Source organism: Promicromonospora sp. NPDC090134, assembly GCF_044746965.1.
Taxonomy (GTDB): domain Bacteria; phylum Actinomycetota; class Actinomycetes; order Actinomycetales; family Cellulomonadaceae; genus Promicromonospora.
Window position 1 is genome coordinate 78297 of record NZ_JBIVCZ010000013.1, and the last position, 26513, is coordinate 104809.

The 26513-nt window shown below is 72.9% G+C and carries 21 protein-coding genes; 14 read left to right on the top strand and 7 right to left on the bottom strand.

The window, feature by feature from the left end; translation table 11 throughout:
- Nucleotides 1-66 precede the first annotated feature (66 nt).
- The 4 genes from ACIPN7_RS26785 to ACIPN7_RS26800 are packed head-to-tail and all read left to right on the top strand — an operon-like array spanning nucleotide 67 to nucleotide 5970.
- A complete protein-coding gene (locus tag ACIPN7_RS26785) occupies nucleotides 67-1371 on the top strand; it encodes an ABC transporter substrate-binding protein (protein WP_400549720.1) in 1305 nt (434 codons plus the stop codon).
- Nucleotides 1371-2291, top strand: a complete 921-nt coding sequence (locus ACIPN7_RS26790; protein WP_400549722.1) for a carbohydrate ABC transporter permease — start codon at nucleotides 1371-1373, stop codon at nucleotides 2289-2291. Before ACIPN7_RS26785 ends, ACIPN7_RS26790 begins: the two co-directional genes overlap by 1 nt.
- Complete coding sequence (locus ACIPN7_RS26795) at nucleotides 2288-3115, top strand: carbohydrate ABC transporter permease (RefSeq protein WP_400549724.1); 828 nt, start codon at nucleotides 2288-2290, stop codon at nucleotides 3113-3115. The genes ACIPN7_RS26790 and ACIPN7_RS26795 overlap by 4 nt, the downstream gene beginning before the upstream one ends.
- 11 nt (nucleotides 3116-3126) lie before the next feature.
- Nucleotides 3127-5970 carry a family 78 glycoside hydrolase catalytic domain gene (locus tag ACIPN7_RS26800; RefSeq protein ID WP_400549726.1) on the top strand — a complete coding sequence of 948 codons (2844 nt, stop codon included), beginning with the start codon at nucleotides 3127-3129 and terminating at the stop codon, nucleotides 5968-5970.
- 27 nt (nucleotides 5971-5997) lie between these two features.
- Here ACIPN7_RS26800 and ACIPN7_RS26805 read toward each other — a convergent pair whose 3' ends face one another.
- The 3 genes from ACIPN7_RS26805 to ACIPN7_RS26815 all read right to left on the bottom strand — a co-directional run bounded on the left by ACIPN7_RS26805 (nucleotide 5998) and on the right by ACIPN7_RS26815 (nucleotide 8786).
- The gene (locus ACIPN7_RS26805; RefSeq protein WP_400549728.1) at nucleotides 5998-6435 is read right to left on the bottom strand and encodes a VOC family protein; all 438 of its coding nucleotides are present in this window, start codon (nucleotides 6433-6435) and stop codon (nucleotides 5998-6000) included.
- Nucleotides 6436-6467: 32 nt separating this feature from the next.
- A complete protein-coding gene (locus tag ACIPN7_RS26810) occupies nucleotides 6468-7229 on the bottom strand; it encodes an SDR family NAD(P)-dependent oxidoreductase (RefSeq protein ID WP_400549730.1) in 762 nt (253 codons plus the stop codon).
- 87 nt (nucleotides 7230-7316) lie between these two features.
- Complete coding sequence (locus tag ACIPN7_RS26815; protein ID WP_400549732.1) at nucleotides 7317-8786, bottom strand: aldehyde dehydrogenase family protein; 1470 nt, start codon at nucleotides 8784-8786, stop codon at nucleotides 7317-7319.
- Nucleotides 8787-8994: 208 nt separating this feature from the next.
- Here ACIPN7_RS26815 and ACIPN7_RS26820 point away from each other — a divergent pair, with 208 nt between their 5' ends.
- Genes ACIPN7_RS26820 through ACIPN7_RS26845 form a run of 6 tightly spaced genes read left to right on the top strand, consistent with a single transcriptional unit; the run spans nucleotide 8995 to nucleotide 15770 of the window.
- Nucleotides 8995-10362, top strand: a complete 1368-nt coding sequence (locus ACIPN7_RS26820; RefSeq protein WP_400549734.1) for a glycoside hydrolase family 125 protein — start codon at nucleotides 8995-8997, stop codon at nucleotides 10360-10362.
- Nucleotides 10359-11246 carry a carbohydrate ABC transporter permease gene (locus ACIPN7_RS26825; protein WP_400549736.1) on the top strand — a complete coding sequence of 296 codons (888 nt, stop codon included), beginning with the start codon at nucleotides 10359-10361 and terminating at the stop codon, nucleotides 11244-11246. The genes ACIPN7_RS26820 and ACIPN7_RS26825 overlap by 4 nt, the downstream gene beginning before the upstream one ends.
- The gene (locus ACIPN7_RS26830; RefSeq protein WP_400549738.1) at nucleotides 11243-12181 is read left to right on the top strand and encodes a carbohydrate ABC transporter permease; all 939 of its coding nucleotides are present in this window, start codon (nucleotides 11243-11245) and stop codon (nucleotides 12179-12181) included. The genes ACIPN7_RS26825 and ACIPN7_RS26830 overlap by 4 nt, the downstream gene beginning before the upstream one ends.
- A 26-nt stretch (nucleotides 12182-12207) precedes the next feature.
- On the top strand, nucleotides 12208-13461 hold the full coding sequence (locus tag ACIPN7_RS26835; RefSeq protein ID WP_400549740.1) for an ABC transporter substrate-binding protein: 1254 nt from the start codon (nucleotides 12208-12210) through the stop codon (nucleotides 13459-13461).
- Nucleotides 13458-14639, top strand: a complete 1182-nt coding sequence (locus tag ACIPN7_RS26840) for a glycoside hydrolase family 76 protein (RefSeq protein ID WP_400549742.1) — start codon at nucleotides 13458-13460, stop codon at nucleotides 14637-14639. The genes ACIPN7_RS26835 and ACIPN7_RS26840 overlap by 4 nt, the downstream gene beginning before the upstream one ends.
- Before the next feature lie 36 nt (nucleotides 14640-14675).
- A complete protein-coding gene (locus ACIPN7_RS26845; RefSeq protein ID WP_400549744.1) occupies nucleotides 14676-15770 on the top strand; it encodes a GntR family transcriptional regulator in 1095 nt (364 codons plus the stop codon).
- Between the two features lie 30 nt (nucleotides 15771-15800).
- Here the strand turns inward: ACIPN7_RS26845 and ACIPN7_RS26850 are convergent, their stop codons facing one another.
- On the bottom strand, nucleotides 15801-16727 hold the full coding sequence (locus ACIPN7_RS26850) for a VOC family protein (RefSeq protein WP_400549746.1): 927 nt from the start codon (nucleotides 16725-16727) through the stop codon (nucleotides 15801-15803).
- A gap of 42 nt (nucleotides 16728-16769) precedes the next feature.
- The gene (locus ACIPN7_RS26855; RefSeq protein ID WP_400549748.1) at nucleotides 16770-17348 is read right to left on the bottom strand and encodes an NADPH-dependent F420 reductase; all 579 of its coding nucleotides are present in this window, start codon (nucleotides 17346-17348) and stop codon (nucleotides 16770-16772) included.
- Between the two features lie 121 nt (nucleotides 17349-17469).
- On the opposite strand from ACIPN7_RS26855, the gene ACIPN7_RS26860 reads away from it, so the two are divergent.
- The 3 genes from ACIPN7_RS26860 to ACIPN7_RS26870 all read left to right on the top strand — a co-directional run bounded on the left by ACIPN7_RS26860 (nucleotide 17470) and on the right by ACIPN7_RS26870 (nucleotide 21047).
- Nucleotides 17470-18192, top strand: coding sequence for a MarR family winged helix-turn-helix transcriptional regulator (locus ACIPN7_RS26860; RefSeq protein ID WP_400549750.1), 723 nt, complete (start codon nucleotides 17470-17472; stop codon nucleotides 18190-18192).
- Nucleotides 18193-18473: 281 nt separating this feature from the next.
- On the top strand, nucleotides 18474-20396 hold the full coding sequence (locus ACIPN7_RS26865) for a glycoside hydrolase family 76 protein (protein WP_400549752.1): 1923 nt from the start codon (nucleotides 18474-18476) through the stop codon (nucleotides 20394-20396).
- Between the two features lie 162 nt (nucleotides 20397-20558).
- Nucleotides 20559-21047, top strand: coding sequence for a heme-degrading domain-containing protein (locus ACIPN7_RS26870; protein ID WP_400549754.1), 489 nt, complete (start codon nucleotides 20559-20561; stop codon nucleotides 21045-21047).
- 80 nt (nucleotides 21048-21127) lie between these two features.
- Here the strand turns inward: ACIPN7_RS26870 and ACIPN7_RS26875 are convergent, their stop codons facing one another.
- Entirely contained in the window at nucleotides 21128-21769 is a 642-nt protein-coding gene (locus ACIPN7_RS26875) for an RICIN domain-containing protein (RefSeq protein WP_400549756.1), read from the bottom strand.
- Between the two features lie 155 nt (nucleotides 21770-21924).
- Here ACIPN7_RS26875 and ACIPN7_RS26880 point away from each other — a divergent pair, with 155 nt between their 5' ends.
- On the top strand, nucleotides 21925-22722 hold the full coding sequence (locus ACIPN7_RS26880) for an SDR family NAD(P)-dependent oxidoreductase (protein ID WP_400549758.1): 798 nt from the start codon (nucleotides 21925-21927) through the stop codon (nucleotides 22720-22722).
- A 58-nt stretch (nucleotides 22723-22780) separates the two neighbouring features.
- On the opposite strand, the gene ACIPN7_RS26885 is transcribed toward ACIPN7_RS26880, so the two are convergent.
- Nucleotides 22781-26395 carry a glycoside hydrolase family 97 catalytic domain-containing protein gene (locus ACIPN7_RS26885; protein ID WP_400549760.1) on the bottom strand — a complete coding sequence of 1205 codons (3615 nt, stop codon included), beginning with the start codon at nucleotides 26393-26395 and terminating at the stop codon, nucleotides 22781-22783.
- Nucleotides 26396-26513 lie beyond the last annotated feature (118 nt).

Sequence of the window (26513 nt, forward strand, 5' to 3'; positions counted from 1 at the left end):
GAAAGGATTCATTCGAGGGAGTGTAGATCGCTCTACGATCCTTTCGCTCTACAAGGAGGTAGAGAGATGTCTCGTGCAACTCGTCATCGCGTGGCAGTGGCCGCAGCGGCCGTCCCGCTGCTGGTCCTCGCCGGCTGCTCGTCGTCCGGCGACGACGGCGGAACGACCGAGATCACGTTCCTGACGACCAACGACGCGCCGAACCCCGAGACCGCCGACGCCCTGATCGAGGCCTTCGAGGCCGAGCACCCCGACATCTCGGTCAGCGTCGAGATCCGGCCGGGCGGCACCGAGGGCGACAACCTGATCAAGACCCGGCTGTCGACCGGGGAGATGGCCGACGTCTTCTTCTACAACTCCGGCTCGCTGCTGCAGGCGCTCAACCCGGACTCGACCCTGGTCGAGCTGGGCGACCAGGAGTGGGTCGGCTCGCTCACCGAGGAGTTCGTCCCCGTCGTGAGCACCGACAACGGGATCTACGGCGCGCCGCTGGGCGCGTCCTTCGCCGGCGGCATCGTCTACAACAAGCAGGTCTACGCGGACCTCGGCCTGACCGTGCCCGAGACCTGGGACGAGTTCATGGCGAACAACGAGAAGATCGCCGCGGAGGGCGACGGCGTCGCGCCCGTCATCCAGACCTACGGGGAGACGTGGACGAGCCAGCTCTTCGTGCTCGGCGACTTCGCCAACGTGCTCGCCGTCGACCCCGAGTGGGCCGACCAGTACACGGCGCACCAGCGCTCCTACGCCGAGGAGCCCGCGCTGCTGGGCTTCCAGCACCAGCAGGAGGTCGCGGAGGCGGGCTTCTTCAACGAGGACTTCCCGTCCGCGACGTTCCCCGACGGCGCCCGGATGGTCGCCGAGGGCGAGGGCGCGCACTACCCGATGCTGTCGAACGTGATCCAGACGATCCTGCAGAACACGCCCGACGCCGTGGACGACATCGGATTCTTCGCGCTCCCCGCGTCGGACGCCGGGAACACGCAGGCGACGATCTGGCAGCCGAACGCCGTCTACATCCCCAGGTCCACCGAGGGCGCCGAGCTCGAGGCGGCCAAGGAGTTCGTCGCGTTCGTCAACAGCGACGCCGGGTGCGAGATCCAGAACGAGCTGCTCCCGCCCGCCGGGCCGTACGCGGGCACGTGCGAGGTGCTGGACTCCGCCCCGCCGCTGCTCGACGACATCCAGGCGTACTTCGACGCGGGCAAGACCGCCAACGCCCTGGAGTTCATCTCGCCCGTCAAGGGCCCGAACCTGGAGCAGGCCACCGTCGAGGTGGGTTCCGGCATCCGTAGCGCGGAGGACGCCGCGGCGTTCTACGACCAGGACGTCGAGAAGCAGGCCAAGCAGCTGGGCCTCGAGGGTTGGTGATGTCCGCCACCACCCGGGTGCGGGTCGTCAGACCACGTCGGACGACGGCTCGCACCTCCCTGACCCAGCGCGCCACCTACCCGTCGTGGTTCTACGTGCCGGCCGGCGTGCTGTACCTGATCTTCTTCGCGGTGCCCACGTTCGCGTCGTTCTGGTTCAGCCTCACGCGCTGGACCCTGTTCGACACCGAGTTCATCGGCCTGGACAACTTCGTCCAGTTCTTCGCGGAGCCGCAGCTCTCGCGCGGGTTCGTGAACACCCTGATCTACGGGTTCGTGACCTCAGCCGCCAAGGTGGTGCTCGGGCTGGCGCTCGCGGTGTTGCTCACCTCACAGCTCGTGGGCCGGGGCTACCTGCGGTCGGTGGTGTTCTTCCCGGTGCTGGTCTCCACGATCGGTGTCGGCATCACCTTCACCGCCCTTCTCGACCCGTTCGACGGCGTGGTCAACACCGTGCTCGCAGCGTTCGGGATCGAGGGGCCCGGGTGGTTCACCGACCCGAGCACGGCCCTGCTGACGGTCGCCGCCGTCGACGTCTGGAAGGGGCTCGGCATCGCCACCCTGATCTACATCGCGGGCATCGTCGCGATCCCGCAGGAGTACTACGAGGCCGCCCGGGTCGACGGCGCGGGCCGGTGGCAGCAGTTCCGCTCCATCACGCTGCCGCTGGTCCAGCCCGCCACAGCCACCGTGATCATCCTGTCCCTGATCGGCGGCCTGCGGTCGTTCGACCTCATCTGGGCCACCACCGGGGGCGGTCCCGGGTTCACCAGCGACGTCATCGCGTCCGTCATCTACAAGCAGTACCAGGCTGGGTTCTACGGGCTGTCCACCGCGGGCAACGTGATCCTGTTCCTCGTGGTCACGGCGATCATGGTGCCGGTCTCGATGCTGCTCAACCGCAAGGAGGTCGAGCGATGAGGCGCGCCGGGTCCTGGGTCACGGGCATCGTGGCCATCGTCGCGTCGGTGGTGGTGTTCCTCGTGCCGTTCGCGTTCATCTTCCTCACGGCGTCGAAGGACGCGTCGTCCGCCTCGCGGCTGGAGTTCTCCCTGCCGGAGGAGTGGGCGTTCTTCGAGAACCTGACCGAGGTGCTCGCCACGCGCGACGGCATCGTGGTGCGGGCCTTCGTCAACAGCACGGTCCTCACCGTGGTGAGCGTCGCGATCATGGTGATCCTCGCGGCCATGGTCGGCTACCTGCTGCAGCGGCGGCAGTCCCGGCTCAACCCGGTCGTCAACGCACTTGTGCTGGCGGGGCTGATCGTGCCGCCCGCCGTGGTGCCGACGATCTGGGTGCTGCAGGGGATCGGGCTGTTCAAGACCATGCCCGGGCTCATCCTCATCGAGGCGACGTTCGGCCTCTCGTTCTGCATCCTGCTGTTCCGCGCGTTCGTGGCGACCATCCCGCGCGAGCTCGACGAGGCGGCGATCATCGACGGCGCCGGGCCGCTGCGGCTCTTCTTCGCCGTCATCCTGCCGCTGCTGCGGCCCGTGATCATCACGATCGTCGTGGTGCAGGCGGTCAACGTGTTCAACGACTTCACCAACCCCCTGTACTTCCTGCCGGGGGACGAGAACGCGACCGTGCAGCTCACGCTCTACAACTTCCAGAGCCAGATGGTCAGCCAGTTCAACCTGCTGTTCATGGACATCCTGCTGATCACGGTGCCGCCGCTGGTCATGTACATCTTCTTCAACCGCCAGATCGTGGCCGGCATGACGTCCGGCGCGGTCAAGGGCTGAAAGGGCCACCGATGGAGAACAACCCCACCCGCGTCCGTGAGGTGCGCGTGGAGCGGCGCACCGACGGCGCCTTCGCCGACACCCCCACCCCGCGCCTGAGCTGGACCGTCGAGTCCGACGCGCCCGGCTGGTGGCAGGCCGGCGCCGAGGTGCGGCTCGACGGCGACCGGGTGCACACCCTGGAGTCCGACGAGTCCCGCTTCGTGCCCTGGCCGTTCGACCCGCTGACGCCGCACGCCCGGCACACCCTGGAGGTCAGGGTCACCGGCACGGTCGGCGGCACCTCGCCCTGGAGCGAGCCCGTCACCGTGCGCAGCACCTTCCTGGCGGACGGCGGGTGGGCGGCCGCCTTCGTGGGCCTCGCCGATCCGCCCGACGACGCCGCGCCCGGCCTGCTGCGCACCGAGCTCGACCTGCCCGGCGACGTCGTCCGCGCCACCCTCTACGCGTCCGCCCAGGGCGTCTACCAGGTCGAGATCAACGGCCAGGACGTGGACGACGCCGTGCTCAAGCCCGGCTGGACCGCCTACCAGCACCGGCTCGTGCACGAGGCCACCGACGTCACCGCGCTGCTGCGGACCGGCGCCAACGCCGTCGGCGTCCGCCTGGCCGGCGGATGGTGGACCGAGAAGTACGGTTTCCACGGCACGGCCCGGACGTTCTACGGCGACCAGCCGGCCGCGGCCGTGCAGCTCCACGTCGAGCTCGCCGACGGGTCCACCCGCGTGCTCGTCACCGGGCCGGACTGGCGCGGGGCGGCGACCGGCGTGGTCGTGACCAGCGGCATCTACGCGGGCGAGCGGGTCGACGCCGGCCGCGCCGTCCCCGGCTGGAGCCTGCCCGGGTTCGACGACTCGGCGTGGGCGCCGGTACGGGTCGACGGCGGCGGCGTCGGATCCGGGCCCGTCGTGCCCGAGCCCGCCGTCGCCGAACCCGTGCGGCGCGTCGACGAGATAGCGGTCCGCGAGGTCATCACCACGCCCTCGGGGCGCACGGTGCTCGACTTCGGGCAGAACCTCGTGGGCCGCCTCCGGGTGCGGGTGACGGGGGAGCGCGGGCAGGTGATCACGCTGCGGCACGCCGAGGTGCTGGAGCACGGCGAGCTCGGCGTCCGCCCGCTGCGCCACGCCGCGGCCACCGACCACCTCGTGCTCTCCGGCGGCGACGACACGTTCGAGCCCGAGTTCACGTTCCACGGGTTCCGGTACGCCGAGGTGGCCGGCTGGCCCGGCGCGCTCGACGCCGACACCGCCCGCGCGGCGATCACCGCCGTCGTGATCAGCAGCGACATGCGCCGCACCGGCTGGTTCGAGAGCTCCGACGAGCGCGTGAACACGCTGCACGAGAACGTCGTGCGGGGCATGCGCGGCAACTTCGTCTCGCTGCCCACCGACTGCCCCCAGCGCGACGAGCGCCTGGGCTGGACCGGCGACATCCAGGTCTTCGGGCCCACCGCCAGCTACCTCTTCGACAGCGACGCCTTCCTCGCCTCCTGGCTGCGCGACGTCGCCGCCGAGCAGGCCGACCGCGGCGGCGTCTGCCCCGTCGTCGTGCCGTTCGTGCTGCCCTTCGGGTCCAAGCCCGCCGCCGCCTGGGGCGACGCCGCCACCGTGGTGCCCACGACCCTGCACGAGCGGTTCGCCGACCGGCGGGCGCTCGCGGAGCAGTACCCGTCCATGCGGGCCTGGGCCGACGTGCTGCTGGACCTGTCCGGGGACCGGCTGCTCTGGGAGGGCATGTTCCAGTTCGGCGACTGGCTCGACCCGGACGCGCCGCCGGACGACCCGGCGGGCGCCAAGACCGACCCCGACATCGTGGCCAGCGCCTACCTGGTGCGCTCGCTGCAGCTCGTCACCGCGGCGGCCGGCGAGCTGGGCGACGCCGAGGGGGCCGCGCGGTACGGCGACCTCGCCGAACGCGCCCGGCGGGCCTGGGTGGCGGAGTACACGACGCCGGCCGGCCGGATCGTCTCCGACGCCCAGACCGCCTACGCGCTGGCCATCACCTTCGACCTCGTGGACGGCGCGACCCGGGCCGTGATGGGCGACCGGCTGGCCTGGCTCGTGCGCCGGGCCGGGTACCGCATCGGCACCGGGTTCGTGGGCACGCCGATCATCCAGGACGCGCTCACGGTCACCGGGCACGCCGACGTCGCCGCCCGGCTGCTGCTCCAGACCGGCGTGCCGTCCTGGCTGTACGCCGTGACGATGGGCGCCACCACGGTCTGGGAGCGGTGGGACAGCATGCTGCCGGACGGGAGCATCAACCCCGGGGAGATGACGTCGTTCAACCACTACGCCTTCGGGGCCGTGGCGGACTGGCTGCACCGCACCGTGGCGGGGCTCGCCCCGGCCGCGCCCGGCTACCGCCGGCTGCGGGTCGCCCCGGTGCCGATCGCGGGGCTGGACCACGCCGCGACGCGCTTCGAGACGCCGTACGGCCTCGCGGAGGCGGGCTGGGCGGAGCGGGACGGGCAGATCGTGGTGCACGCGGTGGTGCCGCCGAACGCGTCGGCGGTGGTGGTGCTGCCGGGCGGCGCCGGCGAGATCGAGGTGGGCGCCGGCCGGCACGAGTGGGCCGTCCCCGATCCGCGCGACCGCTCCGTCCCGCCGCCGGTCACGCTGGCCTCCACGCTCGGCGCCGTCGCCGACGACCCGGAGGCGTTCGCGACGGTGCTGGCCGCCGTCGAGGCCGCGGACACCGGGCAGACCGGCGCACTGCGCTCACTGAAGGAGTGGACCGACCAGCGCACCCTGGAGGAGGAGCTGGTGCGGCTGCCGTCCGGGGCGCCGGACCAGGTGCGCACCGCGCTCGACGAGCTCAACGCGCGTCGTGGGGCGGTGGTGGCGGGGTAGCGGTCGGCAGCTCGCGCGCGGGGCGCTTCAGTCGAGGCAGAACTCGTTGCCCTCGATGTCCTGCATGTTCTGGCACGACTCGTTCTCGCCGTCGGCCAGCAGCAGCGTCCCGCGCGTCGCGCCGATCGCCTCCAGGCGGACGGCCTCGGACTCGAGGACGGCCAGGCGCTCCTCGCCCACCAGGCCCCTGCCGACCTTGATGTCGAGGTGCACCCGGTTCTTGACGACCTTGCCCTCGGGCACGCGCTGGAAGTACAGCCGCGGGCCCACCTCGTCCGGGTCGCTCGCGGCGAACCACGAGTCCCGCTGCTCGGCGGGGAGCGACAGGCTGTACTCCTCCCACGTGGCGAACCCGTCCTCCTCCGTGTCCGGGGGGACGTATCCCAGCGCCTCGCACCAGAACCGGCCCACGCGCTCGGGGCTGGCACAGTCGAAGGTGATCTGGACTGGCTTCACGGTCGTCATGGGCACACCCTAGGACGGCGGCGGGCCGCCGATCACACTGATTCCTTGGTGATGCTCCAGCCGCCGTCGACGTTCAGCTCGACGCCCGTGACGAACGACGCCCGGTCGGAGCACAGCCAGGCGATCGCGTCGGCCACCTCGGACGCCTCGCCCAGGCGGCCCAGCGCCGTCGCCGTGGCGGCGCTCGCGCGCTCCGCCTCGCCCACGCCGTCCCAGTGCGGCGTGAGCACCGGCCCGGGCAGCACGCTGTTCACGCGGACTGCGGGCCCGTACTCGGCGGCGAGCTGCCGGGCGAGCCCCGTTATGCCCGCCTTGGCCGAGGCGTAGGCGGCCCGCCCGGGCAGCCCGAAGTGCGCGTGCACCGACGAGACCATCACCACCGCGCCGTTGCCCGACGCCGACAGGTCGGGCAGCAGCGCGCGCGTGGCCAGGTAGGCACCCGTGAGCGTGACCCGGATCTGGCGCTCCCAGCTCTCCGGCGGCGTGTCCTCCAGCGAGGCGACGCGGGTCGCGTACGCGTTGTTCACCAGGATCTGCGGCCGGCCGAGGTCCGTGCGGCAGGCGGTGACGGCGTCGGCCCAGGCGGCGTCGTCGGCCACGTCCATGACGGACGCCGCCGCCCGGTGCCCGGCGGCGCGCAGCTCGTCCCGCAGGTCGAGCACGGTGGGGGAGACGTCCACGAGGAAGATGCCGGCGCCGTCCTCGGCCAGCCGCCGGGCGGTCGCCTCGCCGATGCCCCGGGCGGCGCCGGTGACGACGGCGGTGCGACCGTCCAGGGGGAGCTCACGCGTCATGGGTGGTGCCTTTCGTCGGGCGCTCGCCCCGCGACCGGGGCGTTCCGCCGCAGGCTACCCGGGCGCGCGGCCAGATCGGGCGCACCGTCAGATCGGGTACGGCCGCGACCCCGCCTGGACCGTGATCCAGCGCAGCTCGGTGAACTCCTCGATCGCGGCCCGCGAGCCGAACCGCCCCCACCCGCTGGCACCCACGCCGCCGAACGGCATCTGCGGCTCGTCGTGCACCGTGGCGCCGTTGACGTGGCAGATCCCGGACCGGATGCGGCGCGCGACGTCGAGCGCGGCGGACACGTCGCGGCCGAACACCGCGGCCGACAGACCGTACTCGGTGTCGTTCGCGACGCGGACCGCGTCGTCGGCGCCGTCCGCCTCGATCAGGGCGACGACCGGCCCGAACGACTCCTCGCCGTAGAGCCGCATGCCGGGCCGCACGCCCCGCACCACGGTGGGCCGCAGGTACAGCCCGTCGGCCGTGCCGCCGGCGATCACCTCGGCGCCCTGCTGCTGGGCGTCGGCGATCAGGTCCAGCACGTGGTCCCGCGCCGCGGCGTGCACCATCGGCCCCACCTGCGCCTCCGGGTCGTCCGGGGCGCCCACCGCCAGGGCCGCGGCCTTTGCGGCGAGCCGCGTGGCGAGGTCGTCCGCGACGGCGCGGTCGACGATCACGCGCTCGGTGGACATGCAGATCTCGCCCTGGTTCATGAACGCGCCGAAGCTCGCGGCGGCCGCCGCCTCGGCGAGGTCGGCGTCGGCCAGCACGACCAGCGGCGCCTTGCCGCCGAGCTCCAGCAGGACCCGGGTCAGGTACCGGCCGCCGAGCTCGCCGATCACCCGGCCCACCCGCGTCGAGCCGGTGAAGTTGACGCGCCGCACGGCGCGGTGCGCCACGAGGGCCTCGACGATCGCGGGCGCGTCCTGCGGGTCGTTGCTGATCAGGTTGACGACGCCGGCGGGCGCCCCGGCGTCGTGCAGCACGTCGACGATCGCGGCCTGGGTGCGCGGCGTCTGCTCGGAGGCCTTGAGCACCACGGTGTTGCCGAGCACGAGCGGCATCGCGACGGCCCGCACGCCCAGGATCAGGGGCGCGTTCCACGGGGCGATGCCCACGACGACGCCCGCGGGCTGCCGCACGCCGTATGCGGTCAGCCCGGGGACGTCGGACGGGATGATCTCGCCGACGGCGGAGTAGGCCTGCGCCGCCGCCTCGGCCAGCATGCCGGTGGCCACGTGCACGTTGAACGCGCACCACGGCCGGGTGGCGCCCATCTCCTGGCCCATCACCGCGGCGATCTCGTCGGCCCGCTCGGCCAGCAGACCCGCGGCGCGCTGCAGCACCTCGCGCCGCGCGGCCGGCGGCAGGCCCGACCAGCCCTCCAGGGCCGCGGCGGCGGCGTCGACCGCGCGGTTCGCGTCCGCGACCGACGCGGCGGCGATCCGGGCGACCGGCTCGCCCGTCAGGGCGCGGACGAAGTCGGTGTACCGGCCGCCCTCCGCGGGCACGTGCTGCCCGCCGATGAACAGGTCGGCGGTGGGGCCGGGGGACGTGTCGCGCATGGCTGCTCCTCGTCGAGACGGCCGCTCTCCTCGTCGAGGGCGGGCACTGCCGAGTATTCCGCGACCGCCCTGCCGTCGTCTTCCACTATTACCCCTAATGCCAACGTTGACATAGGGGTTATTCGCTCCTACTGTTCACGGCAGGCCGGGCCAGCGTGGGTCCGGCGGGCATCAGACGTACGACAGCAGACCGAACGATGGGGTTCGAATGAGCTACGTGACAGGCAGCGCGGCACCGGCGTCCGGTACCGCGCTCTACGACCCGGAGGTCCTGGCGGACCTGGTCGCGCGAGTCGGCGAACGGCTCGGCAGCGAGGTGGCGGACGCCGTGGGGCGGTGCATGGCGGACACCCTGGCGCGCACCATCACGCCGCACCCGGACGGCACCGCCTTCGTGATCACCGGGGACATCCCGGCCATGTGGCTGCGGGACTCGACGACGCAGCTCGCGCCGTTCCTGCACCTGGTCGACCGGGACGAGCGCCTCGCCGACACCATCGCGGCCGTCTCGCGGCGGCAGCAGGCGTCGATCCTGCGCGACCCGTACGCCAACGCGTTCAACGACGGCCCCACCGGCGCGGGGCACCGCGACCGCACGGGCGGGCCGGGCGCGGACGGCCCGGGGACGGGGCAGTCGCCCTGGGTCTGGGAGCGCAAGTACGAGATCGACTCCCTGGCCTACCCGCTGCAGCTCGCCCACGACCTGTGGCGCGCGACGGGCCGCACCGACCACCTCGCCGACCTCGGGCAGGTGGGGCGCACGGTCATCGAGCTGTGGCGCACCGAGCAGCGGCACGAGGAAGCGTCGTCGTACACCTTCGAGCGCACCGACTGCCCGCCCACCGACACGCTCGTGCGCGGCGGCCGCGGGCCCGAGGTCGCCTGGACCGGGATGACCTGGGCGGGCTTCCGCCCGAGCGACGACGCGTGCGCCTACGGCTACAACGTCCCGGGCAACGCGCTCGCGGCGGCGGCGCTGGGTCAGCTTGCCGAGCTCGCCACCGAGGTGCTGCACGACGCCGACCTGGCCGCGTCGGCCACGGCGCTGCGCGCCGAGATCGAGCGCGGCATCCGCGAGCACGGCGTGGTGCCCGGGCCGGACGGCGTGCCGGTGTACGCGTACGAGGTGGACGGCCGGGGCGGCGTGCTCCTGGCCGACGACGCCAACACCCCCAGCCTGCTCGCACTGCCCCTGACCGGCTGGTGCCGCGCGGACGACCCGCTCTACACCGCGACCCGCGACCTGGTGCTGAGCCCGGCCAACCCGTACTACTACAGCGGCTCGGCGGCCTCCGGCATCGGCAGCCCGCACACGCCCGAGGGGCACGTCTGGCCCATCGCGCTGGCGATCCAGGGGCTGACCAGCACGGACCCGGCGGAGCGGCGCGCCCTGCTGGACCTGATCCTGGCCACCGACGACGGGACGGGCGCGGTGCACGAGTCGTTCCACGTGGACGACCCCGGCACCTGGACCCGCGAGTGGTTCTCCTGGGCCAACGCGATGTTCTGCGAGCTGGCGCTGGAGACCGCGGGGCTGCGCACCCACCGACGTCCGGCACCGGAGCCGGCACCGTGAGCGCCGCGGTGAGCGCCACCCGGCGTCAGCAGACCATCAGCGCCTGGATCTTCCTGGCGGTCCCGGTCGTGCTGTTCGTGATCTTCCTGCTGCTGCCGGTGGTCATGGCGATCGGGCTGAGCCTGACCGACTACGCCGTCATCGGCGACTTCGAGTGGGTGGGCCTGGACAACTACGCGCGGATCGCGGGCGACCCCATCTTCTGGGTCGCCGTGCGCAACACCGCGCTCTACACGGTGCTGTACGTGCCGGCCGGGCTGCTGGTCGCGCTCGGCACCGCGCTGCTGCTCAACCGCAGCACGCGCGCCGCCCGCGTCTTCCGCACCCTGTTCTACATCCCGGTGGTCTCCTCGACGGTGGCGACGGCGGCGATCTGGTTCTGGCTGCTCAACCCGCAGTACGGCCTGCTCAACGCGGCGCTCGGCTGGTTCGGCATCGACGGGCCGGCGTGGCTGTACGAGTCCCGCTGGGCCATGATCGCCATCGTCATGATGAGCGTCTGGGCCGGGTTCGGCGCCAACATGATCATCTACCTCGGCGCGCTCCAGGGCGTGCCCGGCGAGCTGGTCGACGCCGCCCGCGTCGACGGCGCCGGTGCCTTCCGGGTGTTCTGGCACGTCACGCGGCCCTCCATCTCGCGTGCGACGTTCCTCATCCTCACGCTGCTGCTGATCGCCGCGTTCCAGGTGTTCGACCAGGCGTACGTGCTGACCAAGGGCGGCCCGGGCAACTCGACCCTGACCCTCGTCTACTACATCTACGACCGGGGCTTCGGGCGGCTGGAGATGGGCTACGCCTCGGCGCTGTCCTTCGTGCTGTTCCTGGTGATCCTCGTCTTCTCGGTCGCCAACGCCCGCGCCACCGGACGGGAGAACGACCGATGAGCGCCTTGGCGACGGCGCCCCCGAGCGCCCCTGCGCCCGCGACGCAGCAGCTCACCACGTCCCGGCCGCTGACCGCCCGCGTGGTGGCCGGGAAGTCCGTCTGGACGCTGGCCGTGGTGCTGATCAGCGTCACCACGGTGCTGCCCCTGATCTGGACGCTGTCCACGTCGCTCAAGCCCGAGGGCGAGATCCTCTCGTCCTACCTCCAGCTCGTGCCGGACAACCCGACGCTCGCCAACTACGCGGCCCTGTTCACCGACGGACCGTTCGGCCGGTACCTGGCCAACTCGGCGGTCATCGCGCTCGGCGGCGTGGTCACCAACCTGTTCTTCGGGGGCCTGGCCGGGTACGCCCTGGCCAAGCTGAGCTTCCGCGGCCGCGGCGTGGTCTTCTCGCTGTTCCTCGGCTCCATGATGGTGCCCGGCATCATCACGATGGTCCCCACGTTCCTGGTGCTGCGGCATTTCCCGCTGGCGGGCGGCAACGACCTGTTCGGCGAGGGCGGGGCGGGCCTGATCAACAGCTACGGCGCGGTGCTCGTCCCGTTCGCCGCCGGGCCGTTCGCCGTGTTCTTCATGCGGCAGTTCTTCCAGGCGCTGCCCGACGAGCTCGGCGACGCCGCCCGCATCGACGGCGCGAGCGAGTTCCGCATCTTCTGGAACATCTACCTGCCGCTGGCCCGCGCGGGCCTCGCGGTGCTGGGCGTGCTCACCTTCCAGGCCGGCTGGAACAGCTTTCTCTGGCCCCTGATCGCGCTCAACGACCCGGAGATGCTCACCGTCCAGGTGGGCCTGGCCGGGTACGTCAACGAGTACCAGACGCAGTACGGGCCGCTGCTGGCCGGCACGATCCTGGCGAGCCTGCCGGTCCTGCTGGTCTTCGTGGTCGCCCAGCGCTACATCATCGAGAACTTCGCCCACTCGGGGACGAAGTGACCAGCACCCTGCAAAGGAGCAGAGTCATGAGGTCTGCAGCACGCATCACCGGGGCCCTCGCCGCGGCAGCAGTCATGGTGGGCGCCCTGGGCGCCTGCGGGAGCGCGTCGGACGGCGGCTCCGGCGGCGGTCCGGAGGAGGTCACGTTCTGGGGCTCCTGGTCGGGCGCCCAGGCCAAGCAGCTCCAGGCGCAGGCCGACGCCTTCAACGAGGCGCAGGACGAGTACGAGGTCACGTACGTGGGGCAGGAGCTCGTCGAGGAGAAGCTGCTCACGGCGCTCGCCTCGGGCAGCGTGCCCGACGTCGTCCTCTGGGACCGGTACAACACCCCGCTGTACGTGCCCAAGAACGCGCTCGCGCCGCTCGACGAGTACATCGCGGCGGACGGCGTGGACACCGCCCAGTTCTACGAGCAGGCCATGGGCGAGCTCGTGGTGGAGGGGGAGACCTACGGTCTGCCGCTGCTCGTGGACAACCGGTCGCTCTTCTACAACACCGAGCTCCTCGCGGACGCCGGCGTCGAGCCGCCGACCGACTGGGACTCGCTGAAGAAGGCGGCCGAGGCGGTCACCGAGCGCGACGGCGGCAAGCTGAGCGTGGCCGGCTTCGCCCTGGACGACCCGGGCCTGTTCAACATCTGGCTGCGGCAGGCCGGCGGCCAGATGTTCAGCGACGACGGCGCCACCACCGCCTTCAACAGCCCGGAGGGCCTGGAGGTGCTGGAGTTCTGGCAGGGGCTGCTCGACGCCGGCGTGTACGAGCAGGGCTTCGGCGAGGGCGTCGACTCGTTCGCGGAGGGCTCCACGGCCATCAAGTACGACGGCCCGTGGGCGCTGACCGCGCTGGACGAGGCCGAGGTCGACTACGGCATCGTGCAGCCGCCCGTCGGCCCCGACGGCGACCAGGGCGCGGGCATGGGCGGGTTCGGCCTGGTCATCCCGAGCGGGGCGCAGAACCCGGACGGCGCCTGGGAGTTCATCAAGTGGTGGACCACGCAGCCCGCCAACGGCGTGGACTTCGCCAAGATCTCCGGCTGGATCCCCGCGAACGTGGAGGCCGCCAACGACCCCTACTTCACGGAGGACGACCGGTACCAGGCCTTCATCGAGACGATGGAGTACGCGCAGGTCCGCTCGAACATCCCCGGCGCGTCCGACGTCGAGGGCAAGGCCCTGATCCCCGCCCTGGAGCGGTTCCTGGGCGGCGAGACCGATGCCGCCACCGCGCTGAAGGAGGCGCAGGAGCTGGGCGACCGGATCCTGGCCGACAACGCGCAGTGACCACGCCGCGTGCCGCCCGCCTCGACGAGGCGGGCGGCACGCCCACCCCGACGCGCGTCCCGGACGCGCACCGATCTAGGAGACCTGTGAACGCCTCGAACGCCCTGGCTGAGAACGACCGGCCCGACAACCCCTGGCCCGCCCGCGCCGACCTGGCCCAGCGCGGCCTGGACCACTTCTTCGGCGCGCCGGAGCCGCAGCTGCTCGACAACACCTACCCGGTCGGGGACAACTCGACGTTCAACTACTGGTGGCTGGCGCACGTGATCGACGCGCGCCTGGACGCGTACGAGCGCACGGGGCACCAGGAGTGGCTGGATGCGGCCGAGGCGACCAGCGCCAACCTGCGCTCGCGCAACGCGGGCTCCCTGTTCAACGACTACTTCGACGACATGCTCTGGTACGCGCTGGCCCTGGAGCGGCTGGCGCGGGCCACCGGGCGCGAGGAGCCGCTGGACGACGCCCGCGCGATCTGGGCGCACGTCGTCGAGCACGGGTGGAACGAGACGCACGGCGCGAGCGTCGCCTGGCGCAAGCAGCAGCCGTACTACAAGAACACGCCGGCCAACGGGCCGTTCGCCATCCTGTCCGCGCGGCTGCACGGGCACGACCCGGACCCGCGGTACCTGGACCACGGCACCGTCGCCTTCGACTGGATCACCGGCACGCTCGTGGGCCCCGACGGGTTCGTCGAGGACGGCATCAACCGCGAGGGCGACGGCCGGGTCGACACCCAGTGGCGGTTCACCTACAACCAGGGCCTGTACGTGGGCGCGGCGGTGGCGCTCGACGCCGTCCTGCACCGGCCGGAGCTCGTGGCCGCGGCCGTGCGCACCGCGATGACGGCGGTCGCGGAGCTCGCGCCCGACGGCGTGGTCGGCAGCGAGGGCGCCGGCGGCGACGAGGGCCTGTTCAAGGGCGTGCTCTACCGCTACCTGGGCACGCTGCTGGGCCGGCTCGGCGCGGACTCGCCCGACGCCGCGCCGCTCGTCGACTTCGTCCGCACGAGCACCGACGCGCTGTGGTCGACGGCGCAGCGCGACGGGTCGCTGCTGGCGGGCGACGACTGGCGCCGCCCGGCCGAGCCGCCGGTGTACTACTCGACCCAGGTCAGCGCCATCATGGCGCTGGAGCTGCGCGCCGCGCTGGAGACCGGTTCGGACGCCGGGTCACGGTAGATTCATCGGTCATATCCATTCGGTGAAGGGGCATCAGTGAGCCAGCCGCTCTACCTCGAGGTGTACGAGAAGCTCCGCGACGCGATCCACGCCGGCACGTACCGGGTGGGCGACCGGATGCCCGCCGAGGCCGAGCTGACCAAGCAGCTCGGGGTCAGCGCGATCACGCTCAAGCGCGCGATGGACCTGCTGCGCGACGACGGCTACATCACGCGCCGCCCGAGGCTCGGCACGGTGGTGGTGAGCGAGACCGCCACGAACGCCGTCGGCCCGGGCGGCGGGCCCAGCCCGCTGATCGGGTGCGTGCTGACCGACTTCGACGACACCTTCGGCACGCGCGTCCTGGCGGGCCTGCTCGACGCGTCGGGCACCACCGCCAACCTCGTGATGAAGCGCAGCCTGGGGGACGGCGAGGCGGAGGGTGACCTGGTGCGCTCGCTCGTGGCGGACGGCGTCCAGGGGCTGATCCTGGAGCCGAGCTCGTCGCAGTACGTGCCCCCGGCCGTGCTGGAGCTGATCACGCAGTCGTTCCCGGCGGCCATCCTGGACCGGGTGTTCGACGGCGTCCCGGTGTCGTCGGTCTGCTCCGACAACGTCTCGGCGGGCCGCCAGGCCGCGGAGACGCTCTTCGCCGCCGGGTACGACCACGTGGGTCTCGTGTCGGCGACGAGCACGGTCTCCACGGTGCAGGACCGGCTCGACGGCGTGGTCGACGCCCACGCCACCCGGCACGTGCCGTTCGACCCCGCGCACCAGTTCCGGCAGGTCCGCTCGACGGTGCCGGGCAGCGGCGTGGCGCCCGACGACGACATCGCCGCCCTGGAGAAGTTCCTCGCCGCCAACCCCGGGCTGACCGGGCTCGTGGCGACGGAGTACAACATCGCCGTCCTGCTGCGGGAGGCCGCCCACCGGGCCGGGCGCGACGTGCCCGGCGACCTCGGCATCGTCTGCTTCGACCACCCGGACGCGTTCTACGACCAGGCGCGCTACCGGTTCACGCACATCCGGCAGGACGAGGCGCGCATGGGGGCGGAGGCGGTGCGGCTCGTGCTGGACCAGCTCCGTGACCCCGGGCAGGTGACCAAGCTGTCGCTGCCGACCGAGCTGGTGCCGGGCAGCTCGACGCGCTGAGCGCGGGCGGCCAGGCGGCCGGTCGGCGCCCTACCGGGCCAGCAGGTCCTCGGCGGACGCGCCGGGCACGGCGACGGTCACCTGGGTGTCCCACGGGTCGGCGACGGTCACGGAGCGGCCGTCGTCGGCGAACGGGACCGCAGCGGCCCGCAGCCGGGCCACGAGCGCGTCGAGGTCCTCGCGGCCGGGCACCGTGATCGCGACGTCGCCCAGCCCGAGGCTCGCGGCACGCGGCCCGGCGCCCGCGCTGTTCCAGGTGTTCATCGCGATGTGGTGGTGGTACCCGCCCGCCGAGGCGAACAGCGCGCCCGGGATGTCGGTGAGGGTGGTCTCCAGACCCAGCGCGTCCACGTAGAACGACCTCGCTGTCGCGACGTCGCCCACCTGCAGGTGCACGTGGCCCACCCGGCCGGACCGGCTGGGCGCGGTGCCCAGCTCCGCCTCGGTCAGGTGCGAGCGCAGGTAGGCGTTGGGGTCCAGCCACACGGTGTCCATCTTGATCTGGCCCCGGTCGCGCACCCACTGCTCGCGCGGCCGGTCCGTGTAGAGCTCCACGCCGTTGCCCTCGGGGTCGGTGAAGTAGAACGCCTCGCTGACCAGGTGGTCGCTGGAGCCGGTGAACGTGCCGCGGGTGTCCTGCGCCGCGCGGTAGACGGTGGCGGCCAGCGCCGCGGCGTCGTCGAACAGGAAGGCCGTGTGGAACAGCCCGGCCTGCCGGTGGTCGCCCGTGGGCAGGTCGGGCGTGTGCACGAGCCGCAGCAGCGGCGTCGCGCCCTGCCCCAGGACCCGGTGCACCTCGCGGCCGCTGCCGCGCTCCTGCAGCGGCTCGAGCGCGAACGCCGAGCCGTAGTAGGCGGCCATCGTGTCGAGGTCGCCCACGCGCAGCGTGACGGCGTCCATCGCCAGGTCGGGGGAGATGATCCGGTCGTCGACGGCGGGCGGGTCGGTCGGGTTCATGGGGTGCTCCAGGTCCGGGGCGGGGTGGGGGTGACGTGCAGGTCAGCGGGCGACGGCGAGGCCGCCGGTCCAGGGGAGCTGCTCGCCGACGGCGAGGGTGAGCTGCAGGAAGCCGATCGCCTCCAGCTCGTGCGCGCGCTCCAGCGAGCCGGCGTCGACCGCGCCGAGGCCGGAGGACGTGACAGCCGAGATCAGCGCCTGCTTGGCGGTGGCGTCGTCCCCGGCGACCAGCACCGTGGTGGGCAGGTCGCCCACCCGCTTGGCGCCGAGCGTCGCGGCGAACGTGGTGTTGAACGCCTTCAGCACGTGGCTGGCGGGCAGCTTGGCCTGGAGCTCGGCCGCGGCGGAGCTGCCGGCCGGCACGACGAGCGCGTCGAAGGTCTCGAAGTTCAGCGGGTTGGTGATGTCCACGACGGCCTTGCCGGCGAGCTGCTCGCCGTAGGCGGACGCGATGCCGTCGAGCGCGGCGTAGGGGACCGCGAGGACCACGATGTCGCCCGTGACCGGCGCGGTGCCGACCTCGGCCCTGGCGACGTGGGCGACGTCGTGCCCGCCCTCGGCGAGGACGCCGCCGATCGCGTTCGCCATCGCGCCGGTGCCGATGATCGTGATGCTGGCCATGGTGCTGCTCCCTTGGATCTGCCCGGGCCTGGATCTGTGGCCTCGAGCGGTTGGTTGTACCTACAAGTACTGACCCTAGACCGCTTTAGTTGTAGGTGCAACCAACTGTTAGGATGGCGGCATGGACGAGCGCGAGCTGAGGTACCCCGAGCGGGTCGCGGTCGCGCGCCTGCACGCCCTGCTGGAGCTCCTGCCGACGGCGCTGGACAAGCGCATGCAGCCCGCCGGGCTGACGTCGTTCGAGTTCACGCTGCTGGAGGCGCTCGCGGAGGCGGGCGACGGCAAGCTGCGGCTCAGCGCGCTCGCGTCGCGCACCAACGCCACGCTCGCGCGGCTGTCGCGCGTGGTCACGGCGCTGGAGCGCAAGGGGCTCGTGCGCCGCGCGCCGTGCGCCGAGGACGCGCGGGCGACGAACGCGGTGCTCACCGACCGGGGCCGCGAGGTCTACCGGGACGGCACGCCGCTGTACGCCGACGCGGTGTCCAGCATGATCCTGGACGGGCTCACCGAGGGCGACGTCGACGACCTGGCCCGGCTCGCGTTCGCGATCCTGACCCGGTTGGACCCCGACCGGAGGCTGGCGGTCACGTCGGCCCCGGAGGCGTCGACGTCCGAGGCGTCGGCCGACGAGTGCCCGGCGGACCCGGCGCCCGCACCACCCGCTGCACCCGCGGCGTCGGCACCCGCGACACCCGCGGCACCCGCGGCGTCGGCGGACGGCTGCCCGGCCGACCCGGCCGACCTGTCTGACGCTGCCGGACCGGCGGGCTCGGTCGATCTGGCCGACCCGGAGCGGATCGCCGCCGAGGCGTGCCCGGCCGACCCGGCCCCGTCGCGCCCGTAGCCCGGTCTGACCCAAGGTGCGCTTCTACCCCGTCATGGGGCCCGAAACCAGGCCGGTTTCGGGCCCCATGACGGGGTAGAAGCGCACTTCCCGTGGGCGCCCCCGGTCGTGGGTGGATGGGCGGGATCGGCGGTGCTCGCGCGCCCGGTGCGGTCCCGTCGGCGACGTCGCCGACACCGCTGTCATCTAATGGGTGTATTTCATCTTATTGTCCTGTAGGTTTTGGGTGAAATCACGAGCGCCTGGGGGCAACGTCGCGCCCAGGGGGGAGGAGCCCATCGATGTCGATGTTGCGTCGTACCCGACGTGTCCTGCTGGCCATCGCTGTGATCGCCGGCCTGCAACCAGTCGCCCTGGCGCACGCCGGGCCGCCACCCACCGAACCTGTGACCGTGTCGGCCGACGCCGCCGACGACGTCGACGCCGCGACCGCCGTCGCGGACGCGCGGGTCTCCGCCGACGTGCTGATGGACTCCTACGACCAGCAGAAGGCGTGGTTCGCGTCGAGCTGGTGGAACTCCGCCGTCGCGCTGCAGACCATCGGTGACTACATGGCGCGCACGGGCGACCGGCGCTACCTCGCCGAGCTCGACCACAGCTTCGAGACCAACAAGGGTCCGTTCCCGGCCGGCGAGCGGTCCACCGACGAGATCTACGGCAACTTCACCAGCCGCGCCATCGACGACTCCGGGTGGTGGGGGCTCAACTGGGTCACCGCCTACGACCTGACCGGCGACGAGAAGTACCTCGACATGGCCGTCACCATCGGCGAGTTCATGAACGAGTTCTGGGACACCAGCACCTGCGGCGGCGGCATCTGGTGGAACGAGGAGCGCACCTACAAGAACGCCGTCACCAACGGCCAGTGGGTGCGCCTGACCGCCGAGCTGCACAACCGGCTCCCGGGCGACACGCTCTGGCTGGACCGCTCCCAGGAGGCCTGGGACTGGTACGTCGGCAGCGGCATGATCAACGCGAACGGCCTGGTGAACGACGGGCTGCGCGACGACTGCAGCAGCAACGGCGACACCGTGTGGACCTACAACCAGGGCCTCGGCATCGGCGCGGCGCTGGAGCTGTGGCGGGCCACGGGCGACCCCGAGCTGCTCGACACCGCGAAGTACCTCGCCGACTCCGCCCTGGAGTCCGACGTGCTGGTCAAGGACGGCGTGCTGACCGAGTGGTGCGAGGCGGCGGGACGCAGCTGCGACGACAACCAGAAGCAGTTCAAGGGCATCTTCCAGCGGTACCTGATGGAGCTCGCCGACGCCACGGGCGAGCCGGCGTACACGCAGTTCGTCGCCGACCAGGCGGCCTCCGTCTGGGCGAACGACCGCGACGTCGTGGGCCGGCTGTGCCTGCGCTGGGCCGGCGGCACCGCCGAGCAGCCCAACGTGTTCGACTGGCGCACCCAGGCCAGCGCCCTGAGCGCGCTGATCGCCGACGTCCCGCGGGAGCAGCCGCGCCGCACCCTCTCGGCCGCCGCCGCGCCCGCCGTCGTCGCCGTGATGCCGAGCCCCGGCCAGGCCACGCGGGTGGGGCTCGACGTCACGGTGGCAGCGACGTCCGCCCGCCCCGAGGCGCTGCCCGTGACGGTGCGGACCACCGGCCCGCGGGGCTGGAAGGTCACCGCGGACCGGACGCTGCGGCTCGACCCGTCCGGCCACGCCGACCCCGCGCGGGCCACCGTCCCGGTGGACGTGCGGATCCCGGCCGGCACCGCCGACGGCAGCTACCCGGTGAGCGTGACCGTCACCGCGCGGTCGGGCCTGACCTACACCGCGCGTGCGGAGGTGCTGGTCGCGGCCGTCGTCGACTTCGCCGCCGGGTCGCCCGAGGAGATCCCCTGGCTGTTCGACGCCGGCGGCTCCGGCTTCAGCGGCGGCGGCAGCAGGTACGCCGACGGCGAGAGCGCCTTCGTCTACCGCTTCCCGTTCCCCGCGGGCACGACGTCGGCGCAGGCGACGCTGACGATCGACAACCAGTACGTCGTCGAGGTGAGCCCGGACGGCGAGAGCTGGACCACGGTGCTGACCGAGGACGAGCAGATCCGGGACGGCTCCAACCGGGCCGAGCACACCCTGGACCTGACCGAGCACCTCGGTGCCGACAAGGCCGCCTACATCCGGGTCTCCGACGCGTTCCCCGCCGACGGCTGGGGCGGCGGCGTCTACCACGTGACGGCCACGTACGAGGCGCCCTGACCGCACCGCTTGAGGGGTCGCGCGTGGGGCCGCCCGATCTGTCCGGTTGATCTGCCGTCGATCTCCCCTTCGAGGCCCGGGTTTCTTCGCTTTGAGCCGGCTCAAAGCGAAGAAACCCGGGCCTCGAAGAGGGGGAGGACGCCGGCAGGGCAGGATGGGCCCATGAGCGAATCCGATGTCAGCGCGATCATCACCGAGGTCGAGGCCCAGGAGGCCGAGCTGGTCCTGCCCACGTTCACGAACGACGACGCCTGGCGCCTCGGCAGCCTGCTGGTCGAGCTCGCGGTGGAGCGCGACCTGCCCGTGACGATCGACATCCGCAAGGGCACGCAGCAGGTCTTCCACGCGGCGCGGCCCGGCACGACGCCCGACAACGACTCGTGGATCAAGCGCAAGGTGCGGGTGGTCTACCGGTTCGGGGCGTCGTCGTACCTCGTGGGCCTGCGGGCCAAGGCCAAGGGCACCGACTTCAATGCCGACCACGGGCTGCTGTTCCAGGAGTACTCGGCGCACGGCGGCGCCTTCCCGGTCCGCGTCGCGGGCGTGGGCATCGTCGGCGTCGTCACCGTGTCGGGACTGGCGCAGCAGGACGACCACGCCCTCGCGGTCGAGGCCCTGCGCGAGCTCGCCGAGGCTCCGCCGCGGGTCTGAGGCTGCCCGGGCGGGTACGGCCCTGACGGGCGGCCGGCCGAGCGCTCGGCCGCCCGCTGTGACAGGTCAGCGGCGACCGGTCAGGAGACCGTCCAGCGCTGGTTGTCCCCGCCGTGGCAGCCGTACATGATCGCGGGCGTGCCGTTGTCCGTGAGGGCGTTCGAGACGTCCAGGCACAGCCCGGTCGCGGCGTTGCGCACCGTGCCGTCCGCCTGCGGGGCCCACTGCTGGTTCGCGCCGCCGTGGCAGGTCCAGACCTGGGCGGCGGTGCCCTGCTGGCCGCCGCTCGGGTCGTCCAGGCACAGCGTCCCGAGCACGCGCAGCTCCCCGGCGGCCGACGCCGTCCACTGCTGGGCCGCCGACCCGTTGCAGTCGTAGATCTGCAGGGCCGCGCCGTCCGCGGCGACGCCGCCGGGAACGTCGAGGCACCGGCCGGACGCCACGCCCTGCAGCGTGACGGGCGCCGGCTCCGGCGGTGGGGCGCTCGGCGTGGGCGACGGCGCCGGGCTCGCCGGGGCGCTGACCGGGCTCGCCTGCGTGGGGCTCGGCGCCGCGCTCGCGGAGGCGCCGGCCGAGGCCTGCCCGGCGGCGTCCTGCCCGGACACGTCCCGGCTCAGCACCCAGATCGTGCCCATCACCGCGCCGAACAGGAGCACGGCGGCGAGCACCCACACGAGCAGGCTGACGGGCGGGCGCCGACGCGCCGTGACGTGGTCGTACACCCTGGTGCTCCTCCTTCGTCGGGCCGCTCTCGTGCGTCCGCGCCGCACCCTACTCGGTCCCGTGCCACTCGATCCCCGCAGCCACTCGATCCCCGCAGCCACTCGTTCCCCGCGGCCGCTCGGTCTCCGCCGCCCCCCGGGTGCAGGATCGGGGGATGGCCGCACACACGGAACCGACCAGCCCGAGTCCCCACGCCCTCGGAACCACGAGCTCCTCCGCCCCGCGCTCGTACGTCGTCACCGGGGGCGGGCAGGGCGTGGGCCGCGCGATCGCGCTGCGGCTCGCCGCCGAGGGCCACGTCGTGGTCCTCGACCTCGCCGGGCCGCTCGGCTGGGAGGACCCCCGCGTCACGCTCGTCAGCGGCGACGCCGCGGATCCCGACGTCGCCCGCCGCGCCGCCGACGCCGCGGAGGCCGCGGCCCCGCTGGCCGGCTGGGTCAACAACGCCGCCGTCTTCCGGGACGCGCCGATCACCGCACCGCCGTCCGACGTGCTCGGTATCGTCACCGCGAACCTGGCGCTCGCGGTCACGGGCTGCCACACCGCCGTCGGCCACCTCCTGCGGCACGGACGGAGCGGCGCGATCGTCAACGTCTCTTCGCACCAGGCGCAGCGGCCGGTGCGCGGCGCCCTGCCGTACGCCACCGCCAAGGGCGCGGTCGAGGCCCTGACCCGAGCCGTCGCCGTCGACCACGGGCCCGACGGCATCCGCACCAACGCGGTGGCCCTCGGGTCCGTGACGACGGCGCGCTACGAGGAGTACCGGCGGGCGCACCCCGGCGTCGACGCGCAGATGGCCGCCCTGCACCCGCTCGGCCGGGTGGGCGCGGGCGAGGAGGTCGCCGAGGCGGTCGCCTTCCTCCTGTCGGACGCCGCCGGGTTCGTCAACGGGGCGGTCCTGCCCGTCGACGGCGGACGCGCGGCGCAGGGAGCCGACCCGGAGGCCACCTGACGCCACGCTCGGCCGTCGGCGGGCAGCGAGACGCCGCCCGCCGACGAGCCGGAGACCGTCAGCCGACCTCCCGCCACGGCCCGTGCCGGTCGCCCGGCTCCTGGTTGCGGGTCCACCACTTCGCCGCGTAGAGCGTGCCGTCGTGCTCTACGACGTCGCCGGTGTCGAAGATGCGCGACGGCGTCCAGACCGCGGTGCCGTCCCAGGCCTCCGCGATCTCCTGCCACGGCCCGTAGGCCGACGCGCCGGGTGTCTGGTTCTGGGTCCACCACGAGGCATGCCAGAGCGCGCCGTCGTGGGCGACCCGGTCGCCGGTGGTGTAGATGGTCCGGGCCGCCCAGGCGGCGGCCTCGGGCTCGGTCAGCACCCCGGGCCGGGCCGTGACCCGCAGGTGGTCCAGGTTGATGTTGCCCGTGTCGGCTGCAGTGTGGTGCAGCAGGATCTCGTGCCGCCCGGCCTCCAGCGTGACGGGCACGCCGGGGGAGTGGTCCCAGATGCGCCACCGGTCCGCGCCCTGGCCGAGGTTCGGGAAGTCGACCGGCTGCGCCGCGCCGTCGTCCACCGAGACGGACAGCCGGCGGTCCAGCGGGGCGACGACCATCCCGTTCGCGTACCGGAACGACAGCTCGACCGTGACGGGCGCCGCGGCCTCGTAGGTGAACCGCACGCCCGCCCCGACCTTCGTCAGGTCCCGGACGAACCCGGTCCCCGTGTAGCCGGGGTGCTCGGCGTTGGTGCGGGCGCCGCCCAGCAGCGTGGCCGTCTCCGCCTCGCTGACCTGCTCGCCGTGCTGCGCCTCGACGGCCGCGAGCAGCGTCGCCAGGGCCGCGTCGTCGCCCTCGGCGGCGGCGATCTCCTGGGCCAGCACCCCCAGGGCCTCGGTCATCGCCGCGGTGTCGCCCGCCCGGGCGTGCGCCACCGCCTCGGCGGCAGGCTCCCGCAGCGCGACGGCGGTCGCGACGTCGATCGCGGACGCGTCCTCGGCGTCGCTGATCAGCGACAGGATGCCGAACAGCCCCGCCGCGGTGCCGAGGTACGGCTCCACGATCGTGTCGATCTCGTCCGCGACGCCGGGCGGCACCGCCTCCGCGGAGGAGGTGAGCACGGCCTGGCGGACCGCCTGCATCGCCCGGCGGACGGCGGGGAAGTCGTTCTCGCGCGCCGCGTCCAGCGCCGCCTCGGCACGCTCGGACAGGAGCGCGGCCCGGGCGGGGGCCAGGCGCTCCGCCTCGTCGTCCAGCAGGTCGGTCAGGGACTCGTCCGGCCGCGGCAGCAGCGCCACGGAGAGCGGGCGCCCGGGCGTCCCGTCCGCACCGACGACGGCGATCGTGTTCGCCGCCCGGTAGGCGACGTCGTCGGCCGCGACGGCGAACGTGAACGTGCGGGTCTGCCCGCCGCCCACCCGGCCGGCGGCGCCGTCGACCGTCGCGCCGTCCACGGCGATGCGGGCCTGGCCCGCCGTGGTGCCGTCGTTGCGGACGGTCGCGGTGACCGTCACGGTGCCGGCCGTCGGGTCGTAGGCGACCTCCGGCGTGCCCTGCAGCGTGAACGTCCCGGCGGCGTAGTCGTCCAGCTCCGCGACGTCCTGCGGCGTGGCGGGGCGCAGCTTCACGGCGTGCCCGCCGCCGCCGACCATGGAGGCGTCGATCGTGTCGGTCGAGTCCACCAGCGAGTGCGTCACCTCGACGGCGGTCGGGTTGCCCTTCCAGGACGCGTCCCCGGCGTCGGCGTAGACGTCGGCCACGTAGGTGGTGCCCTCGTCCAGGAAGGTCAGCGGTACCCGCACGGTGCGGTCGTTCTCGTCAGTGACGGAGCCCAGGTACCAGGTGGACCCGCTGCGCCGGGCGGTCACGGTGTGGTCGCCCAGGACGGCGTCGAGCACGTGGGACTCGTCCCAGACCGTCGGCATGTCGTGGAGGTAGGCGAAGGCCTCGGCGTGCTCGGCGTAGTTCTCGGGGGTGTCGGCCAGCATCTGCAGCGGGCTGGAGAACGTCGGGTAGAGCGCGAGCTGCGCCGTCGTGGTGGTCTGCACCCTGGTCCTGAGGTTCGCCGGGTCCCAGGTGACGGCCAGGACGCCGGGCGTGTAGTCAGCGGGCCCGCCCATCCAGCGGGTGAACGGCAGGATCGTGGCCTGCTCGGGCGGGTTGCCGCTCGCGCCCATGTAGTTGTGCTGCTCCATGCCGGCCACGCCCTCGCCCGTCATCATGTTCGGGTAGGTGCGCGACAGGCCGGTCGGCTTGATGGACTCGTGGGCGTTGACGGAGATCTGGTGCCGCGCCGCGGACTCGATGACCCGCTGGTAGTGCTTGACCGCCTCCTGGTCGTAGTGGCTGCGGTTGACGCCGCCCAGCTCGAACCGCGTGGCGTACCCGGTCTTCAGGGCGTGGATGCCCCATTCCTGGTACTGGTCGAAGATCTCGTCCATGTGCGCGTCGTAGTAGTCGACGTAGCCGCGGGTCTCGTTGTGCGCCATGAACCCGACGCCGTTCGCCTTCGCGTAGGCCAGCACCTCGTCGATGTCGACGTCGGCCTGGGGCGTGACGAAGTCCTGCCCCTTCCACTCGCCGCCCGCGTTCTGGTTCCAGCCCTCGGCCAGCACGTACGTGGCGCCAGCCTCGACGGCGAGGTCCACGTACTCCTTGATGCGTGCCGTCGTGGCGCCGTGCTTGGGCCCGGCGTTCCAGGTCGTGTCGCGCCGCTGCAGCTCCCACCACACGCCGACGTAGGTGCCGGGGTCGATCCAGCCGGTGGTGTCCGCGGTGCCGTCGTCGTCGGAGTCGACGTCGCAGATGGCGCACGGCGCGTTGAGGTTCTCGATGAGGTGGGAGGCGGCGAGGTCGCCGGCGGACCGGCCCACGGTGACGGTGCGCCACGGCGTGCTGAAGCCGTCGGCGTCCACGTCGATCACCGCCTTGTCGCCGTTCGGCAGCGCGATGAGGTCCGAGACGAGCGTGCCCGGCGTCGTGCCGCGGACCACCGTCATGCTCGGGAAGTCGATCAGCGCCGCCTCGTGCACAGCCAGGAACAGGCCGTCGTCCCGGGACATCGTGATCGGCGTCTGCGCGGAGGCGACGTCGGGCAACGGCTGTGTGCGGTAGTGCTGCTCGTCCGCGCTCCACCGCGTGCCCGCGGGGATGGAGTACGCCGTCAGGTCCGCGGGCAGCGCGAACTGCGTCGTCTCGCCGGACACCACCACGTCGTCGCCGAGGCCCTCCTGCTCCGGGAAGGTGTACCGGAAGCCCACGCCGTCGTCGAAGACCCGGAGGACCACGTCCAGCTCGACGCCCGAGGCCTCGTGCACGGCGTGCACCGTCAGCTCGTTCGCGTGGTTGCGCACCCGGGCGTCGTTGCCCCAGGCGGGGGTCCAGGTCTCGTCGACGACGTCGCGCTCCGTGGAGTCGACCGTCAGCCCCGTCGTCAGGTCGACCGCGGGCTCCCGCAGCGTCAGGCCGAGGCCCGACGGCGCGACGACGGTGGTGGTCCCGTCGCGCACGACCTCGTACGTGAGGGTCCCGTCGACGACGTCGACGGTGGCCTCGATCGACCGGTCCGGCGAGGACACGGTCCAGCCGCCGAGCACGCCGGCCGGCTCCTGTGTCGTCTCCTGCGTCGCTGCGGGGGCGGCGGGTGCCGGAGCAGCAGCGAGCGCCGTGGGCGCGAGGACCGCGGGCACGAGGAGCGCCAGCGCGGTGGTCGCCGCGGCCCGGGACCGCCGGCGCCCGTGCCTGCCTCCCGGTCTGCCGCTGTTTCGGTTGCCTGAGGGCAGGTGCACGTTCTCTCCCGGACGTCGG